The organism is Aeromonas sp. Y311-2 (assembly GCF_027706025.1).
Taxonomy (GTDB): domain Bacteria; phylum Pseudomonadota; class Gammaproteobacteria; order Enterobacterales; family Aeromonadaceae; genus Aeromonas; species Aeromonas veronii.
Window position 1 is genome coordinate 63183 of sequence record NZ_JAPDCL010000012.1, and the last position, 16645, is coordinate 79827.

Consider the following 16645-nt stretch of genomic DNA (forward strand, 5'->3'; position numbering starts at 1 on the left):
GCTCACTCCTTGTGATAGTGCCGGGCCGCTCGTTCAGCGCTGAGCGGGCCCCGCGTGTTTGGGGTTCAGCAGGAAAGGGGTCACCTCTTGGGTCGGCAGGCTGGGAGCAACGGCATCTACCGCCTCTTTCTGCTGCTGGTTGAGCTTGATGCGCGCGCGATCTCGTCCCGCCTCGATCAGCTTGGGTGCGTCGAGCGGGCCCGAGATGCGAAAATCGATGCGGGTCACCACATCCACCACCGGCTCCAGCAGTTTGGAGAGGGCCAGCACATAGAGACCCGTGACCGGCGTGATGGAGAAGGCCGCCACCACCGGCAGGGTGCCCCCCAGATTGGGAGAGAAGCTCAGCTCGTAGTCGAGCCGCCAGCGCACCAGATCGGCGATCCCCTCACCGCGCAGGTTGCCTGCCGCCCCCTTCATATAGAAATCATCGTTGCTTACCTGCCCCTGCTTGATGGTGGCAGAGGCGGACATGGATTCGAAGTAGAAGCCCTTGTCGAACACATCGCGAAAATCGAGCCGCAGTTTGCGCAGCAGGGAGTCGAGACTGAGCAGGGAGAGCAGCCGCGCCCCCTTGTCGTTGACCTCCCGCAGGGTGCCGCCCTCCAGCTGATAGTTGGCACTTCCCCCTAGGGTCGGCAAGCTCGGGCGATAGGGCACATCCTGCCAGTTCAGATCAAAAGCGAGGGAGCCGGGGGCATCGCCGATGGGCGAGGTGTAGCCGAGCCGCTTGAGCAGCAGTTCGCTGTTGTTGCTGGTCAGCTTGCCACGGGCGCGGGTCTGCATCCGGTTGCCATCGGCCAGCCAGTCGACGCTGCCGGTGAGCTGACTCCCCGCCAGCCGCACATCCAGCCCCTTGAGGGTCACCTTGTTGGCGCCGGGCACCAGCTCCCCTTTCACTTCACCAAGAGGTAGCTCGCCAAAGCGGCAATCGACACAGCTCACCTTCAACCAGGGGATGGATGCCATGATGGCGTTGTCCTGCTGCGCATCGGGATCCGGGCTGAGATCCGAACTCTTGCCGGACCAGTAGATGCGGGCAAACTTGGCATCCACCGGGCGATTGGCCACTGCGGGCAGGCGGATCACCCCCATCACGTCGGGGCTGTCGATCATCACTTCGGTCGCCTGATTGGTCGGCCCCACGGTGAAACGCGCCGCCTTGAGGGTGGCACTGCCGATATAGGCGCGAGCCAGTTGCCCATCCACCCACCACTCCTGCGGCAGGAAGGCGGGGCCGACCACCGCATTGCCGGTCTGGTTCTGCGCTGGCAGCCACTGCTTGAGTCGCGCCAGCCAGCCGCCCACATCGGCCTCCTGCTGGTTGATGGCAAGCAGCATGGGGGCATCGCGCATTACCCGGGCGCCCGGCTGACCCACATCGACCCGCACCCGGCTGAGATAAGGCACCCCTTCGCCGTAGACCAGTCGGGTCTGCATATCCACATCAGCCCCCAGTACGGCACGAATGTCGGCGCTGCCATCCCGGCCACGGGCGATCACCTTGAGCGGCAGCCGGCTGGCGCTGCTCTTGGCCAGCGGCAGCGGCAGATCCAGCCCCATCCCCTGCAGGTTGGAGTCGAGCGCCAGCTGGAAGCGCAGCGGCTTGCTGTCGGGCAGGGTCAACCCGAGCTTGCCGCCCCAGTTACTGCGGCCGTTGAGAATGCCGAATGAAGAGATGGCGGCGGGCTGGCGGCGGCTATCCCACTGCCCCTTGAAATCGAGGTCGACCTGATAGTGATCCGGATGCTGGCGCCCCTGATAGTCGAGGGTCAGCGGCTGGTTCCACAGGCTCGCCTTGAGGTTGCTGAAACGAGTCTGTTCGTTGTCATATTCGAGGCGCCCCTGCACCTTCTCTAGCGGCAGATCAAGACTGGCGACCCGCACCTTGTTGTTGCTGAAGGTGGCATCACCGCTCGCCTTCACCTCGCTCTCGCCATCGAGAGGAATATCGAGCTTGACCGAACCGGCCATCGGGCCGCGGATCTCGATCTCCCGCAGCGCCTGACCTACCGAACTGCCCAGCGGGGAGTCCTGCAGGTAGTCGCTGATGGCCTTGCCCTCTCCCTGCACCTTGGCATCCACATAGAGGTGCGCGCCGGGGGAGAGATCCGGGATCCAGGCATGCACCGAGTCGGAGCTCGCCTTGCCGAGTTTGGTGGATCGGCTGCGCATATCGAGGCCGGCATTCTGGAACAACAGGTCGATCTGCAGGTCGGTGAGCGGTTGCCAACCGGGGAAGAACTCGTAGGTGGCCTGCTCCAGCGGCACCGCCACCTGGAAGATGCCCTTGCCGTTGTCGTAGGGGAAATCCCGAAACTCCCCATACCAGAGCAGCTCGGCCCCCTTGGCCTTGCCCCCCTTGATGGCGCCGCTCAGGTAATCCACCAGCCCCTTGTCCATCGCCTGCAGCGGGAAGTAGCGATCCGCATGGCCCGCATTCTTCACATCGATGCGACCGGTCAGGGCGAGGAAAGGGTGCTCGAACAGATCGAGGCGGAAACGGCTGGACAGGGTCAGATCCGGGTTATCCAGCGCGATATCCTGCCCGTACAGCACCCAGCCCTGTTCCTCGCGCCACCAGTCGAGGCGGGCCGAGAAGTTGTCGACCGGGATCGGCATCTTGAAGTGACGGGCGGGATCCACCTTGTCGTTCGCCAGCGCCAATCTGGCGCTACCGCCGGTCGGGGTAAGCCAGAACTCGCCGTTGAGATCCTGCATCCCGGGTATATCCTGCCAGGCCTTGAGACGCACCTTGCTGAAGCGGCCGCTGAGGGAGAGCTCCTGCCAGTTGGCATTGGCCAGCAGCGTCAGATCCTGCACCGCCCCCTGCGGATTGGTCTGGCGCAGGGTCTCGCAGAGTGTGGGGTAGAGCGCCGAGACCAGCTGACTGATCTGAGTGATCTTGTCGAACTCTATGCTGGGCAGATAGCCCTGCACCCGATCCCCGATCCGCTCCAGCTGCAAGCGGCTCTGCAACCAGAGTTTGCCATCCAGCTTGAAGGTGACGTTATGGCTCGCCAGTTGCCAGTCGGTGCCCTCACGGCGCAGCTGGATCTTGCCACCATCGAGGCCGAAGCGGTGCATCTCCCCTTTCTTGGGATCCTTCCAGATCAGGTAGTTGTTGCCAAACGCCAGCAGGGTATTGCCCAGCTTGCCGCTGTCAAACTCGCTCCAGAGCTGGAAGTCGAGCTGACCGGCAACCTTGGGTTCGCCCGCATGGATCTTGGCCAGAGTCGGGGTGATATCGAGCTGGCGGGCCCCCAGATAAAGTTGCCCCTTGAGGCGATCGAGCCGGGCAGTCGGGGCGTCCACATCCAGAATCAGATCGAGGGTGCTCTCGCCCACCCCGTTGATGAGGTAAGCCTTGCCGACCCCCTGATGGCGCTTGCCACGGTTCTGCCAGCGCAGTTGGGCGATGTCGAGGGCGCGCAGATCACCGAGGGAGGTGGTGACGCTGAGGCGGGTATTGTGCACATCGAAGGTAGATAGCTGGGTCAGCAGAAAGCGCAGCAGGGCGCCCTGCTGGGGATCGCCGGAGGGGCTCTCGTCAGCCGGTTGGCGCAAGTCGATGGTGATATCGCCATCGCTCAGGATCAGCTCGCCAAACACCGGCTTTAGCTCGTTAATGGTGCGCCAGAAGTCGAGATGCACCCAGGCTTTGCCGAGCTGTACGGCAAAACGCCCCGAATCCGGGGCGATGGCGAGTTGCTGCAGCTCGAGGGCGGGCCCGGACTGTGTCCAGTCCAGCCCCACTTGCTCCACGCTGACCTTGAGTTGTGAATCACCCAGCAGAGTGTGGATCAGACTCTCCCGGTATTGATTCAGCAAAGGGCCCCCGACCCGTACCAGGGTGACCAGCATGGCCATCAGTACGAACAGGACCCCCAGGGCCAACCAGCCCCGACTCAGCCAGCGATAGACCAATTACATCATCACCACGTCGAACTGCTCCTGACCGCAGAGGGGTTCGCTCACTACCCGCACCTGCTTGCCGATAAACACTTCCAGCTCAGCCAAACTGTGGGACTCCTCGCCATGGAGGTAGTCGGCCACGGCCGGGGCCGCGTAGACGGTGAACTGATCCGCATCGTAGGCACGATTGACCCGGATGATCTCCCGCAGGATCTCGAAGCAGACCGACTCCACCGTCTTGACCCGGCCGCGCCCCTTGCACTCGGGGCACTCGGAGCAGAGTACATGCTCCAGACTCTCGCGGGTGCGCTTGCGGGTCATCTCCACCAGACCGAGCTGGGAGAAGCCGTTGACGTTGGTCTTGGCACGATCCTTTGACAGCGCCTGCTCCAGACTGTGCAGTACCCGACGGCGGTGATCCTCGGACTGCATGTCGATGAAGTCGATGATGATGATGCCGCCAAGGTTGCGCAGGCGCAGGTGACGGGCGATGGCCGCCGTCGCCTCGACGTTGGTGTTGAAGATGGTCTCTTCCAGATTGCGATGGCCGACAAAGGCGCCGGTGTTGATATCCACCGTGGTCATGGCTTCGGTCTGGTCGATGATGAGGTAGCCGCCGGATTTCAGCTCTACCTTGCGCTCCAGCGCCCGCTGGATCTCGTTCTCCACGTCGTAAAGATCGAAGATCGGCGACTCGCCGGGGTAGTACTCCAGCTTGCTGGCCAGCTCCGGCACGTACTCTTCGGTGAAGCGCTTGAGCTGATCGAAGCTCTGGCGGGAATCAACGCGGATCTTGTCGAGCTCGGCACCGACAAAGTCACGCACTACCCGAAATGCCAAACTGGGATCCTCGTAGAGGATCTTGCAGGGTGGATACTTCTGCTTGCGCTCGAGGATCTTGCGCCACAGGCGTTTCAGGAAGGCAGCATCCTGCTCCAGCTCCTGCTCCCCCACTCCTTCGGCGGCTGTGCGGATGATGTAGCCACCCAGCTCGTCCACATAGCCAGCTACGGTGCGCTTGAGGCGCTCCCGCTCCGCTTCGGACTCGATACGTTGGGAGACACCGACGTGGGCACTGCCCGGCATAAAGACCAGATAGCGGGATGGCAAGGTGATATCGGTGGTGAGACGGGCACCCTTGGTGCCCAGCGGATCTTTCACCACCTGCACCATGATGTCCTGCCCCTGACGCACCAGCTCGGCGATGTTGCCGACCTGAAACTGCTCCTTCTCCTTCACCGCCACACATTCGGTGTGCGGCACGATGTCGGAGGCATGGAGAAACGCCGCCTTGTCCATGCCGATATCGACGAAGGCCGCCTGCATGCCCGGGAGTACCCGGCTGATCTTGCCTTTGTAGATGTTGCCGACAATGCCGCGCTTGGCCTGACGCTCTACGTGCACTTCCTGCAGCAGACCGTTTTCGACCAGGGCGACCCGGGTTTCGGAGGGGGTAACGTTAACCAGCAGTTCTACCGACATAAGTAACCTTGCCTGTTCCAGTTTTGAATTCTATAGAGCCAATCCGGTACAACGCGCGCAAGGGAGAAACGCAGCAGAGCACAGCTGACGGGAAATTATTTGAGCTGTTCCAGATGATGCTTGATCAGCAGGTCTGTCTCCAGCAGGGGCAGGCCGACCACGGCGCTATAGCTCCCTTCGATGCGGCTGACAAACTTGCCGGCAATACCCTGAATGCCATAAGCCCCGGCCTTGTCACAGGGCTCACCTGTCTGCCAGTAGGCCTCGATCTCGGCCTCGTCCAGCTTGCGAAACGCCACGTTGGCGGTGACCAGACGCACGTCACAACGATCCTTGCTGGCCAGCGCTACCGCCGTCATCACCTGATGCACCTTGCCGGAGAGGGACTCCAGCATATCTTTGGCATCCAGCAGGTCGGACGGTTTCTCCAGTATCCGGTCGCCCAGCACCACTATGGTGTCGGCACCCAGCACCGGCAACGCCGTCGGCGCACACGCCACGCCCGCCATCGCCTTGTCACGGGCGAGACGGCAGACATAATCCTGCGCCTTTTCCCCCTCTTCCCGCTGCTCGGGCACATCCAGTTTCAGCACCTCGAAGCGGTAGCCAATCTGGGTCAGCAGTTCACGGCGACGGGGAGAAGCCGAGGCGAGATAGAGTTGTGGTTCGTTGTTTTTGTTCATATTTACCTGATATTGAAGCGGCGCCGCACCTTGCGCAGCACCAGAAACACCCAGGGCCATATTAGCATCGTCGTCAACGTCGACCAAAAGTAGGCGAAGTTGAGACTGGCTTGGCTGAACAGATGCTCGGCCCAGAATACCGTCATTTTACCCACCAGCGAGAGGCCACCGATGATCAGCGCCTGCTGCCAGAGGGAGAAGTTGCGGATCTTCTGGAACTGGAAGGCCGCCAGATAGGTGGTGATGGCCATCGCCATCGCCCGCACGCCGAGGGTACTGCCAAGCAGCACATCCAGCAGCAGGCCCGCCACCCAGGCGGTGCCGACGTTGGTCCGGTGCGGCAAGGCCAGCGCCCAGTAGATGAGCACCATGGCCAGCCAGTCCGGGCGGAAGGGGTCAAATTCGAAAGGAAGCGGCAGGATCGACAGGCTCAAGGCCAGCAGGATCGAGATCCAGATCCAGATCCTGCCGCTGGCGGGTTCTAGCATCAGCGGGTGGCTCCTGCGGCGGACGCAGCGGGAGCCGCCCGTTCGCCATCCTCATCATGTACTTCAGGCTTCTTGTCGGTCCACAGCAGCAGCAGATAGCGCAGTCTGTCCAGCTCCACCAGCGGCTTGGCCTCGACCTGGGCAAAGGGCTTGCCCTCCACATACTCGGAGCGGGTCACAGTCGCCACCGGATAACCTTCCGGGAAGCGGCCACCCAGACCCGAGGTGACCAGCAGGTCACCCACCTGAATATCGGTGTTGCGCGGCAGGTTGCGCAGCTCAAGCTTATCGAGCTCGCCACTGCCGGAGGCAATGGCGCGCAAGTCGTTGCGCAGCACCCGCACCGGAATGCCGTGGCTGGAGTCGGTGATCAGCAGCACGCGACTGGTGGTGGAGCCCACGTGGAGCACCTGGCCAATCACACCCTGATCGTTGATCACCGCCTGACCGTTGTAGACGCCATCCAGCGCCCCCTTGTTGATCAGCACCTGATGGCTGAAGGGGTCGGAATCCACCGACAGCAGCTCGGCCACCATCTTGCGGGACTCCTTGTGCACCGGCGAACCCAGCAGCTCACGCAGCCGCTGATTCTCGTGCTCCAGCTGATCCATTTTGAGCAGACGGGCACGCAGAGTGAACAGCTGTTGCTCCTGCTGCTTGGTCTGCTCGATGAGATCGGCGCGGGTCTGCACCTGGGTCGACATGGTGTCGAGCAGGGTACCGGGCGCATTGGCCATGTATTGCAGGGGACTGACTAACGAACTGAGGTAGACGCGGACATGGGTAAACACACCGAAGCGGGAATCCGCGACGATGGCAGCGATGGAGATGATGACGGCGAGAAACAACCGTAACTGAAGCGAAGGGCCTCTACCAAAAATGGGTTTCATGGGTCGTCAAAAAAGAGCCGGCACGCTGGCCGGCTTTGGGTCTTATTCGTAGTGGAACAGATCGCCACCGTGCATATCGATCAGCTCCAGCGCCTTGCCGCCGCCACGGGCCACACAGGTGAGGGGATCTTCGGCAACGACGACAGGAATGCCGGTCTCTTCCATCAGCAGACGGTCGATATCTTTCAGCAGTGCGCCACCACCGGTCAGCACCATGCCGCGCTCGGAGATGTCGGAAGCCAGTTCCGGCGGAGATTGCTCCAGCGCCACCATGACGGCAGCCACGATACCGGACAGCGGCTCTTGCAGCGCTTCCAGGATTTCGTTGGAGTTGAGAGTGAAGCTGCGCGGTACACCTTCAGCCAGGTTGCGACCACGGACTTCAATCTCGCGCACCTCTTCGCCCGGATAGGCGGAGCCGATCTCGTGCTTGATGCGCTCGGCAGTCGCTTCACCGATCAGGCTGCCGTAGTTGCGACGGACGTAGCTAATTATCGCTTCGTCAAACTTGTCGCCACCGATACGGACGGACTGGGAGTAAACCACACCGTTCAGGGAGATGATGGCCACTTCAGTGGTACCACCACCGATATCAACCACCATGGAACCGGTCGCTTCGGATACCGGCAGGCCGGCACCGATGGCAGCAGCCATAGGCTCGTCGATCAGGTAGACCTCACGGGCACCGGCGCCCAGTGCGGACTCCTTGATGGCGCGACGCTCAACCTGGGTTGAACCACACGGTACACACACCAGCACACGCGGGCTGGGGCGGAAATAGTTGTTGTCGTGAACCTGCTTGATGAAGTGCTGCAGCATCTTCTCGGTCACGTAGAAATCGGCGATCACGCCGTCTTTCATCGGGCGGATTGCGGAAATGTTGCCCGGGGTACGGCCCAGCATCTGCTTGGCGGCATGACCGACAGCAGCGACCGATTTGGCGTTCCCGCGCTCTTGGCGAATGGCGACAACTGAGGGTTCGTTAAGGACGATCCCTTGATCTTTTACATAGATCAGGGTGTTGGCAGTTCCCAAATCGATCGACAGATCGTTGGAAAAGACGCCTCTGAGCTTTTTGAACATGGCTACGGGAAATCCTAAGAATTTGGAGGTGCAGAAAACCGGCTAACTTTACCAATGCCCACCCCAATGGGCAAGCGCTCAAACTGTCGCCAATCAATCAGGCGCGACAAAAATGCGAGTCATCACTCACTCGCACACGCTTGCAAACACTAATAAACAAGGATTTAGGGGGATGCTGTTGAGCCAACCCCCCTTACACATCAATTACTGCAATACTTCGCGCCGATAAATAATTCTGTCATTACCCCGGCTGGAGCCGAAAATGGCCTCACCTTGCAGGTTACCGTCATTGGCACTCGTGGGGTCCGACAACCAGAGGGGCTGCGACGGCTGTTTTGCCAAATCGACCTTGTAGGGAATGCGCACCGAGATGTCCGGCTTGGCAAAGTGGAACAGGATCTCCCCGTCTTTCGCCAGTGCAGCATCCCCACCTGGTGCAGAACTGCCCACCCCCAGCTTGATCTTGCGACCCGCCCCCAGATTCAGCTCGCGAGTCGCCGCATCAAAGGTGTGACTCGGATTGAGGAAAGTGAACCCCTGATTGGCCAAAGAGAGCTGGGTACATTTATCTTCCTTGTTTTGCAGCCAGTTGCCCCCTTCGTAATATTGCATCTGCAGTGGAATGGCCAGCGGCGCCGAGGCCAGGCCCGCCGCCGTACCAACCTGCAGGCGGCCGTACAACAGCTTTTGAGTACCCAGCAGCACCGCATTACACCCCGATCCGGAACATGTCCCAGCGACAGCAGTATTCATATTTGGATTAGCCAACAGTGTATTGCCGCCATCCTTATCATCGACTTTGAGACCAAAGCTCAACGTGGCGAAAGGTGCTTCTGGACTCGCTGCACGATCAAAGCGGGTATTCAGCCCCAAAGGTGACTGCTGATTAACGCTCGCAATACCACTTGCCCAGCTGAGCGAGGGAGATAGTGTAATACGCTTGTCACGCGCAACCCCATCCAGAGCATTGGCAGCCACCATCTCAGCAACCCCTTTAGCGAACGCCCCCTTATAGTTTTCTGTCGTCCCTTTCTGCAGATTGCGTGCAGTGAGGACAAAACCGCTGGCAAAGGGCTGGCTCATATATGTAAAGGCATTGCAGGCAGGCGTGATAAAGCCATTACTCAAACTGTAATCCCAAGGGACAAAACGACCGATGGGTACGCTCCATCGCAACACAGTCTCAAGTTGGGGCAATTCATCCTGATAAGCGGGATAAGGCACAAAGTTGCTGACGCCTAACCGGATCACCCCGACCTCAGACCAATTCGCCGTCACGTTTGCTACCCCGCTCGCCAACGTGATCGTGGTTGGCGAAAATGCTCCGCTGACGCCCGTTGTCGGCGCTAACAGGGCCCAAGAGAGCGTTTTATTACTGGTAGTAAACCCTGGGGTTAACTGATCCTGAGTATTGACTGCACTGGCTTGTAAAGTAAAAGGCTCGCCCGCTTTGCGATAGATAGGACAAGTGGCATAAGTACTGTCGTTATTTCCCGAGCACACACTCTGTCCTTGAGCCTGGAGTGCGATCGCTTTGGGAATCACGGCAACGGTATCACTACCGGTCAACTTGAGGGTGCCTGTGACATCATTCTTAAGGAAAGTAGTATCCAGTCGCAACACACCGGCATCCGGATATTGCAACGTCAACTGGCCAACTCCATTGCTATCGAACGATACGTTAACGTTCCCACTTGGCGATATTGTGCTGCCATTGATCGTCGGCACTGCATTGCTGGCAGTATCAGACACGACCTTGGTAGAGCCGAATTGCAGGGTCTGATTTCCTGTCAATAATGGAACGCATACCTTGGTTGCTCCAACATCGCTGGATTTAATGGCTCGAATCGTCGAGTTTGTTGAACTACCGGCATAAAAGGTGGAGAAATCAAACTGCAGAGCAGCATCGGAAAAATTCATAGAACAACTGCTATCAAGCACACCGTCGCGATAACAACGTAATAACGCCGAGGGATTTGCGCTTGATAACCCAATGACAACACTCTTGGCAGCCAGAGAAGATAATGTGATATCAGCTGTTCCTGAACTACCCAAGCTGACCGGGTTACTACTCCATCCGTTGCTCGGCGTCATACTGACACTGGCGTTACCTTTATAAAGTTGGCTACAACTGTTATCAAGACACGCGGCAAGCCGAACCTGTGCGGGTTCACACGTCAATGAGGAAGAAGGATAATAAACCTCATAATGGTCAACAACCGCCGTAGCTGTACATTGGAAAGATTGGCTATCGATGCGCGAGTTATTGCCTAACACCACGGATTTACCATTCACGCGCCCCATTAAATATGAAGCAGAAGATAAGTTAATAGTTTTAGCTGAGCTATCTGCTTGATAGACCATCCCGGATAGGGTTGAACCATTGGCTAAATATGCACTATCATAAACAACCATCAGTAACTTACTGATGTCACCGGAAATATTTGAGCCAGGACTGTTAATGTAGCTAGCCGATCCCATATCGAGATTTTTAACAAATATACGAACCGGGCCATCAACAATGATCGATGTATCATTATTCATCTTCAATGTTTCGATCCAGTAATCGCCAGCGGCCAACTTCACCGTATAATCTCTACCACCACGCCCACTTCCCAAGTCAAGAACTTTAATGCTAATACCCGAGTTCTCGATATTTATTTGTGACTGATGAGCTGTGCTAATTGTCCCAAACTGATTGCCCTCTACGGCAGTGAGAAAACGCGTTTCGGCAAAACCAACGGAAATGTTACTACCTGCACTTAATGGAAACTGGGAAGAGGGAGCGCCAGACCAGCCATTTACCATACCTGCAGCAACACAAGCGCTATTATCACAGTTTAGACCAGATGTACCTTTTATCTGACCATTAGGACCGTATCCAAGGCGACCCCCTTGAGAACCAAATAACTGCCCTGCCGTATAATTCGTATTCCCTGAGAAGTCAATTCTGTCGCTACTTTCTCGACCTTGGGCTGGATAAGGAAAAACCTGTGTACATAAATCATCAAGTACAGGAATATCATTTTTAGGCGTGTAACGCAGGATCATATCATCCCAGCTTATATCATCCCTATCTCTGGCATTTACTGTTTCGATCCATAATTCGTAATTACCAGCAGCAAGCTCATAGTTTATATTCCAATTGACATCCCCATTGCTATTGAAGTAATAAACCAATGGTGTATATGCACTACCAACTGGACGGATGAACATGCGTGAACCGTTATTCACTCCCCAATCACGCAAGTTATATAACGTGAGTGCATTCAATTGTGACCGCTTATTAAGCGTGAATTGATATAATATATAAGTACCGTTTGGCGCGGGGGGATACCAGCGAGTAGCATCAGTATTCTCACCTATATGGGAACGTTCAATAAAATGAAACGCTGTCGTAGCACCATTGGTTACCAACCTTATATCTTTGAATGAAAAGTCATCCCAGTCTCTACAATAAGGGTCATACGCCCCCCAATAGTACCCATTTGAAAAACAACCACCCCAAACAGCCATCTTGTACTCACCGGGGTTTAGCAACCATCCGCCATAACGAGATACCCTATCCCGTGAATAGTCATTAGCCCTCTCATTCAGCACTACATTTCCTAGGCTGTCCCAAATAACAAAATTAGCTCCTGCATCCAAACCAGTAGCGCTCTCAAGCCGGAGCTCGGATAAGGTCACAGGGTGACTAATATAAAAATGGATAGGGTTGACAGGTATGTAAGCCGAAAATCGAGTCGAAACCAAGGTAGTTGGACGAAGGGCATTACTTGTATTATCACCAATCAAAAACTGTCCAGGTAAAACAATATCTGCTCGAGCCAACTGAGAGACCAAAAGCAGCAGCCATAGCAAAAAACACTTCATTTTTTGGCTCATATCTGGCCTCCATCATAAGCTTCGACCATCAGGGTTCGGCTCACGGCAAAATCAGGGTTGGCACTGTTAAGGTCCGAGCTGCCACAGGTTCCGACACTCTCGAGACGATAGCCATTGGTCACAGATCCGTTGTAGGTCACCGGCACCGTGGTGCAACGAACCACAGCCTGACAGTTGGTCAGCCCTGGATTGCTGGCAAAGCTCAGTGGGCTGCTTGCCAGGCAGCCCGCAGGTGGGGTCGGTTGGGCAAGCGTGCGCTTGGGGAACAACCGATAGAGCGCCACTTCCAGCCCGCTCTGGGCGGCCAGCAGAGCCCGCACGCTGCGCACCTCCACCGTATTTTTCTCACCACTGTCGACCAGAAAACGGCCCATAGCAGCCGCCAGCAGGGCCATCACCACAATCACAAACAGGGCGATCATCAAGGCGCTGCCTCGCATCCGTCCGAAAGCCTGTGGATCAGGGCACATTGAACACCTCTATCTTGTGGTTGAAGGTGACCGACTCCCCCTTGCGCTCGAAGACAAAGCGCATGCCAAACTCCCCTTCGGCGTTAAACGCCGAGGTTTCCCGATAGAAGGTGCCAATACGAAGGGAATCCGCCATCAACACGCCCTGTGCAGGTAAGGATGCTCCAATGGGGGCTGTGGCACGGGTCAGCGTGTTTCCTTCCACACAGTAGCGAACCTGCTGGTTGGCAAAGTAGACCCGGCTGCCTGGAGAGAGGCCAGTCAGACTCTCGGCACTGGTATAGCGGATGGTTTGCGCTCCGGATACGGGCGTCAGCACATCGGTAACCCTGGCTACACAACGGCCATAATCGCAGCCTGCAGTAAGCGAACCGACATTTTTGTCCGGCACGGGGAATACAATCAGCTGATCGTCTTTTTTAACGGCGGTGGCATCCACATCCAGCGGATTGGCAGCAGAAGCCGGGGTCGCCATCACCAGCTCAAGGGTGGCCGTGCTCCCCGACATGGCGCGGTTAAGCGCCAAATAGCGGCTGGAGGTGCTGATGGGCCAGAACCGCAAACAGGCACCGGTGTCGACCCATGTCCCGCCAGTCGTCTCGATCCGCTCCGAGCCCGGCACCGCATCGCGCAGTTCGCGGTTAAGCCGCTCCATGGCGAAGCGGGCATCGCTCATCAGTTGCTCACGGCTGCTGGCATCGCCATAAATCTGGGTACCGATACCGATAAACTGGCTGGTAAAGGTCGCCATTATCCCGAGCAGCAGGATGACCATCACCAGCTCGACCAAGGTAAAGCCACGATTACCCCGAGGTTTACGGTAGGTTCGATTGGCCGCCAGGCGTAATCGAACGCCGGAAGTGGTTACAGGCGCGGACATTCGGACAGGTAAGCAACACCCAACAGCGGAGCGATCCATCAGTAGTTCCCCCGATAAAAGGAGAAATCGAGCACGCTCTGATCCGGTAGCTTGATCTGCAGATCAATGCGCTTGCCCACAGAGCAGGGGGCGGCACAACTCTTGAAGGTGCCGTCGCTGAAATCGGCTCCACGCACCGCAATTTTCACCTGATAGTTGCGATACTCCTCGCTGCTGACTCCCACCTCAGTTTGGGTCAGCGTGTTGGCATCCACCCAGCTACCTGCGGTATCGAAATCATCCACATCGTTATAGGCATAGGATGCGGGCTCGCCATCCGGACCATAACTGGTGGAGCAGGAAGAGATGGTCACCCCAGCCACCTGCTCGCCACAACGATAACGACCACCGTTATGATCCGAATGTTCATCAAACGACTTTTGCAAGATCTCGCCGGAGAGGCGCTGGGCCAGCTGGGCGGCGCGTACCTGCTGCACCGGGTCTACCGCCTGCGGCGCCTGATTGATAAGCAACCCCAAAATGCCAGTCAAAGCCACCGCCAGCAGCACTATGCCAACGATCAGCTCAATCAGGGTGAAACCACGCTTAAGGGATCTCATGAATAAACCCCTCTGACTCAATCTTGATACGACTGGTCTCGCGACCATCACTCACCAGCAAGGTACAACCGGTGGCGCAGCTGCCTAGCGGTCTGCCCATCGGATCGAAGCGCAGCACGAAGTTGTTGCTGTTATTGAGGGAGATAGACATACCGGCAGAGGGCGTAACCAGCCGACCACGGGTCTCCAACTGGGGAGTCCAGCCACTATTGGTATCCAGATCATCGCTGGCGGGACACGCAGCATAAGTACGGTGGGCAAAACGGGGAGAGGCCACCACCAGCTGGGTACAGCGGTTGGCTGGCTCATGCATATTGGCGGTCTGCACCAGCCGCAGGCGGGTCAGCAACTCGTCACGTACGGTTTGAGTTTCAAAGCCGCCTTTGCCCAGCCATTTGGGCACGGCAAAGGCGGCCAGAATCCCGAGTAACAGGATCACCAGTACCAGTTCAATCAGGGTAAAGCCCTTGGTTGCAGGCATGGAGGTTCTCATCATGGAAAAGAGAAAGCGAGGCCTAAGCCTCGCTTTAACATTATGGATTATGGGGTTACAACACATGCATTGGTTGCGTCGAATTTACCCAATTCCGCTTTAGCGGGTGTAGTAGAGGTGGCTTGAGTGTAAAGAACACAATCAGACTTTTCTTTCGCATCGTTTGGTGCAAAACGGAATGTGGAAGTAGAGGCTGACACGCCTTTCCAGGAACCATCAATAGTCACAGCTTGTTCAATACCGTCTGCAGATGCCTTGGGATAACCATACACAACTTGAATAGTTGTGCCATCAGAGCTCGATACAGCACCAGAAGACGCAGTTTCCAACCCTTCCAACGCAGCTTTGCTGTATACCAGTTGAGAAGAGCTCTGTACTGCAGCCAGTACTCCGCTTGCCGCTGCAGTTTTTGCATCATCCTGCAGATTCAGGAACTTGGGTGCAGCGGTGACCGCCAGAATACCCAGAATGATGATCACGATAACCAGTTCGATCAGGGTAAAACCCGCCTGTTTTTTCATTTCACTTTCCTCTGTTAATTAATATTTGTGGTCACCTGACCGGACGCCGGACGGTAACTGAAACTCATAAATGCATCAGTCTTGCCTTGCGGATCCTGATACTTGCCATCACTGCCCTTACTCAGACTATTGACCAGATAGTAACGGCAGACCGAATCCAGTCCATTACTGCTTACTGTGGCATAGTATTTCAGGTCATTGCCGCTACCGCGCACTTCATTGAAGCTGGCCGTAGCCTTGGGCGGGTTTTGCAGTAACCCCTCCCAAATATTGAGACAACGTTCGGCGGTCAGATTAGCCGGATCCACATCGGGATTACCGCTTGCAATGGTATCCATCGGATAGCCGGGAGACAGCTCGCCGTTGCTGATCTGGGTATCGGTCGGAGTGGTCAGATAGAAGCGACTACCGTCATAAAGCACGGTGTTGAGGCTGTCCTGTTTGGCGCGACCTTCCGCCTCCCATTGCGCCCGCACCAGTGAAACGCCGGTAGCAAAACCGCCGGAGACTCCCTCGACGCTGGCCTTTTTCGCTTCATCGGTCACATCGAGAAAGCGTGGCAGCGCAGTCACCGCCAGGATCCCCAGGATCACGATAACGATCACCAGCTCAATGAGGGAGAAGCCGGCAGACCGTCTCCTCATCCCGTTTTCCGGCATTGTTGGTGCCATTGGTTTCATTGTCATGCTCCCTCCGTAATGCCCTACATTATTTCATGCAGGCCCAAAAAAATCATGTAGTTGGGTCATATGATTAGTTTCATTCAAGGCATTTTCATCACCCGCCCGTCAGAAAACTGATAAACCAACCAATAACCATCCCACCCCATCTCGCAACCACTGCCATCGGGGCGGGCCAGAACCTGCAGGGGAGGCATGCCCCCCTTCGTCTCACCCATCAGTGCCAGCCACAACTGACGGCAATTTTCCGAAGGGGATTGCAGCGGCACTAACCCCAGGGGCCACCCTCGGGCATCAAACTGCCACCCCTTGCCGGCGACATGCAGTGTCTGCGGGCGCCGCTCATCGAGCCAAATGCCGTGCAAACGCTGTGCCCGCTCGGCAAATTGGTCCCCCAGCAAGGTGAGAGTGAGCTGCTGCGCCTCTTCCCGGTGGCCCTGATAGCTGCGCACCAAGGTCGCCACGATCACCATCAGCAGGATGGTCACGGCGATCCGCCGATATCCGGTCAGCCAGCGATCATCCTGCTGCGTCTGTCTGCTCATCCAGCCCTCGACTCCACCGCTCACTTGCCTC

At 57.2% G+C, this 16645-nt stretch carries 14 protein-coding genes; all 14 read right to left on the reverse strand.

The annotated features are described in order from the left end of the window. Window positions 1-33: 33 nt before the first annotated feature. The 14 genes from OKC42_RS12780 to OKC42_RS12845 all read right to left on the reverse strand — a co-directional run bounded on the left by OKC42_RS12780 (window position 34) and on the right by OKC42_RS12845 (window position 16614). A complete protein-coding gene (locus OKC42_RS12780; protein WP_201296145.1) occupies window positions 34-3927 on the reverse strand; it encodes a YhdP family protein in 3894 nt (1297 codons plus the stop codon). Then, window positions 3928-5397 carry a ribonuclease G gene (gene rng, locus OKC42_RS12785; RefSeq protein ID WP_005340056.1) on the reverse strand — a complete coding sequence of 490 codons (1470 nt, stop codon included), beginning with the start codon at window positions 5395-5397 and terminating at the stop codon, window positions 3928-3930. It lies immediately after the preceding gene. A gap of 95 nt (window positions 5398-5492) precedes the next feature. Beyond that, window positions 5493-6080 (reverse strand): Maf family protein, encoded by a 588-nt coding sequence (locus OKC42_RS12790; RefSeq protein ID WP_159142881.1) that lies wholly within the window; start codon window positions 6078-6080, stop codon window positions 5493-5495. A 2-nt stretch (window positions 6081-6082) separates the two neighbouring features. After that, on the reverse strand, window positions 6083-6568 hold the full coding sequence (gene mreD / locus OKC42_RS12795; protein ID WP_159142880.1) for a rod shape-determining protein MreD: 486 nt from the start codon (window positions 6566-6568) through the stop codon (window positions 6083-6085). Beyond that, entirely contained in the window at window positions 6568-7458 is an 891-nt protein-coding gene (gene mreC / locus OKC42_RS12800) for a rod shape-determining protein MreC (RefSeq protein WP_005340053.1), read from the reverse strand. Before mreC ends, mreD begins: the two co-directional genes overlap by 1 nt. 42 nt (window positions 7459-7500) lie before the next feature. Further along, window positions 7501-8541, reverse strand: a complete 1041-nt coding sequence (locus OKC42_RS12805; protein WP_005340051.1) for a rod shape-determining protein — start codon at window positions 8539-8541, stop codon at window positions 7501-7503. 204 nt (window positions 8542-8745) lie between these two features. Next, on the reverse strand, window positions 8746-12426 hold the full coding sequence (locus tag OKC42_RS12810) for a DUF6701 domain-containing protein (RefSeq protein WP_201954091.1): 3681 nt from the start codon (window positions 12424-12426) through the stop codon (window positions 8746-8748). Beyond that, complete coding sequence (locus OKC42_RS12815; protein WP_201954089.1) at window positions 12423-12848, reverse strand: MSHA biogenesis protein MshP; 426 nt, start codon at window positions 12846-12848, stop codon at window positions 12423-12425. Before OKC42_RS12815 ends, OKC42_RS12810 begins: the two co-directional genes overlap by 4 nt. Window positions 12849-12885: 37 nt before the next feature. Then, window positions 12886-13815, reverse strand: a complete 930-nt coding sequence (locus OKC42_RS12820; RefSeq protein ID WP_201954088.1) for a PilW family protein — start codon at window positions 13813-13815, stop codon at window positions 12886-12888. Then, a complete protein-coding gene (locus tag OKC42_RS12825) occupies window positions 13815-14375 on the reverse strand; it encodes a prepilin-type N-terminal cleavage/methylation domain-containing protein (protein ID WP_201954087.1) in 561 nt (186 codons plus the stop codon). Before OKC42_RS12825 ends, OKC42_RS12820 begins: the two co-directional genes overlap by 1 nt. Beyond that, the gene (locus OKC42_RS12830; RefSeq protein WP_265783899.1) at window positions 14362-14856 is read right to left on the reverse strand and encodes a prepilin-type N-terminal cleavage/methylation domain-containing protein; all 495 of its coding nucleotides are present in this window, start codon (window positions 14854-14856) and stop codon (window positions 14362-14364) included. Before OKC42_RS12830 ends, OKC42_RS12825 begins: the two co-directional genes overlap by 14 nt. 59 nt (window positions 14857-14915) lie before the next feature. Continuing rightward, entirely contained in the window at window positions 14916-15389 is a 474-nt protein-coding gene (locus OKC42_RS12835; protein WP_149153727.1) for a prepilin-type N-terminal cleavage/methylation domain-containing protein, read from the reverse strand. A 14-nt stretch (window positions 15390-15403) separates the two neighbouring features. Next, window positions 15404-16075 (reverse strand): prepilin-type N-terminal cleavage/methylation domain-containing protein, encoded by a 672-nt coding sequence (locus OKC42_RS12840; protein WP_064337483.1) that lies wholly within the window; start codon window positions 16073-16075, stop codon window positions 15404-15406. 77 nt (window positions 16076-16152) lie between these two features. Continuing rightward, on the reverse strand, window positions 16153-16614 hold the full coding sequence (locus OKC42_RS12845; RefSeq protein WP_201954085.1) for a hypothetical protein: 462 nt from the start codon (window positions 16612-16614) through the stop codon (window positions 16153-16155). Window positions 16615-16645 lie beyond the last annotated feature (31 nt).

What these genes read in the sequence shown, in the direction of transcription:
- rng (WP_005340056.1), bottom strand. Translation starts at nt 5,397, where the DNA reads ATGTCGGTAGAACTGCTGGTTAACGTTACCCCCTCCGAAACCCGGGTC.
- OKC42_RS12790 (WP_159142881.1), bottom strand. Translation starts at nt 6,080, where the DNA reads ATGAACAAAAACAACGAACCACAACTCTATCTCGCCTCGGCTTCTCCC.
- mreD (WP_159142880.1), bottom strand. Translation starts at nt 6,568, where the DNA reads ATGCTAGAACCCGCCAGCGGCAGGATCTGGATCTGGATCTCGATCCTG.
- mreC (WP_005340053.1), bottom strand. Translation starts at nt 7,458, where the DNA reads ATGAAACCCATTTTTGGTAGAGGCCCTTCGCTTCAGTTACGGTTGTTT.
- OKC42_RS12805 (WP_005340051.1), bottom strand. Translation starts at nt 8,541, where the DNA reads ATGTTCAAAAAGCTCAGAGGCGTCTTTTCCAACGATCTGTCGATCGAT.
- OKC42_RS12810 (WP_201954091.1), bottom strand. Translation starts at nt 12,426, where the DNA reads ATGAGCCAAAAAATGAAGTGTTTTTTGCTATGGCTGCTGCTTTTGGTC.
- OKC42_RS12815 (WP_201954089.1), bottom strand. Translation starts at nt 12,848, where the DNA reads ATGATCGCCCTGTTTGTGATTGTGGTGATGGCCCTGCTGGCGGCTGCT.
- OKC42_RS12820 (WP_201954088.1), bottom strand. Translation starts at nt 13,815, where the DNA reads ATGGATCGCTCCGCTGTTGGGTGTTGCTTACCTGTCCGAATGTCCGCG.
- OKC42_RS12825 (WP_201954087.1), bottom strand. Translation starts at nt 14,375, where the DNA reads ATGAGATCCCTTAAGCGTGGTTTCACCCTGATTGAGCTGATCGTTGGC.
- OKC42_RS12830 (WP_265783899.1), bottom strand. Translation starts at nt 14,856, where the DNA reads ATGCCTGCAACCAAGGGCTTTACCCTGATTGAACTGGTACTGGTGATC.
- OKC42_RS12835 (WP_149153727.1), bottom strand. Translation starts at nt 15,389, where the DNA reads ATGAAAAAACAGGCGGGTTTTACCCTGATCGAACTGGTTATCGTGATC.
- OKC42_RS12840 (WP_064337483.1), bottom strand. Translation starts at nt 16,075, where the DNA reads ATGACAATGAAACCAATGGCACCAACAATGCCGGAAAACGGGATGAGG.
- OKC42_RS12845 (WP_201954085.1), bottom strand. Translation starts at nt 16,614, where the DNA reads ATGAGCAGACAGACGCAGCAGGATGATCGCTGGCTGACCGGATATCGG.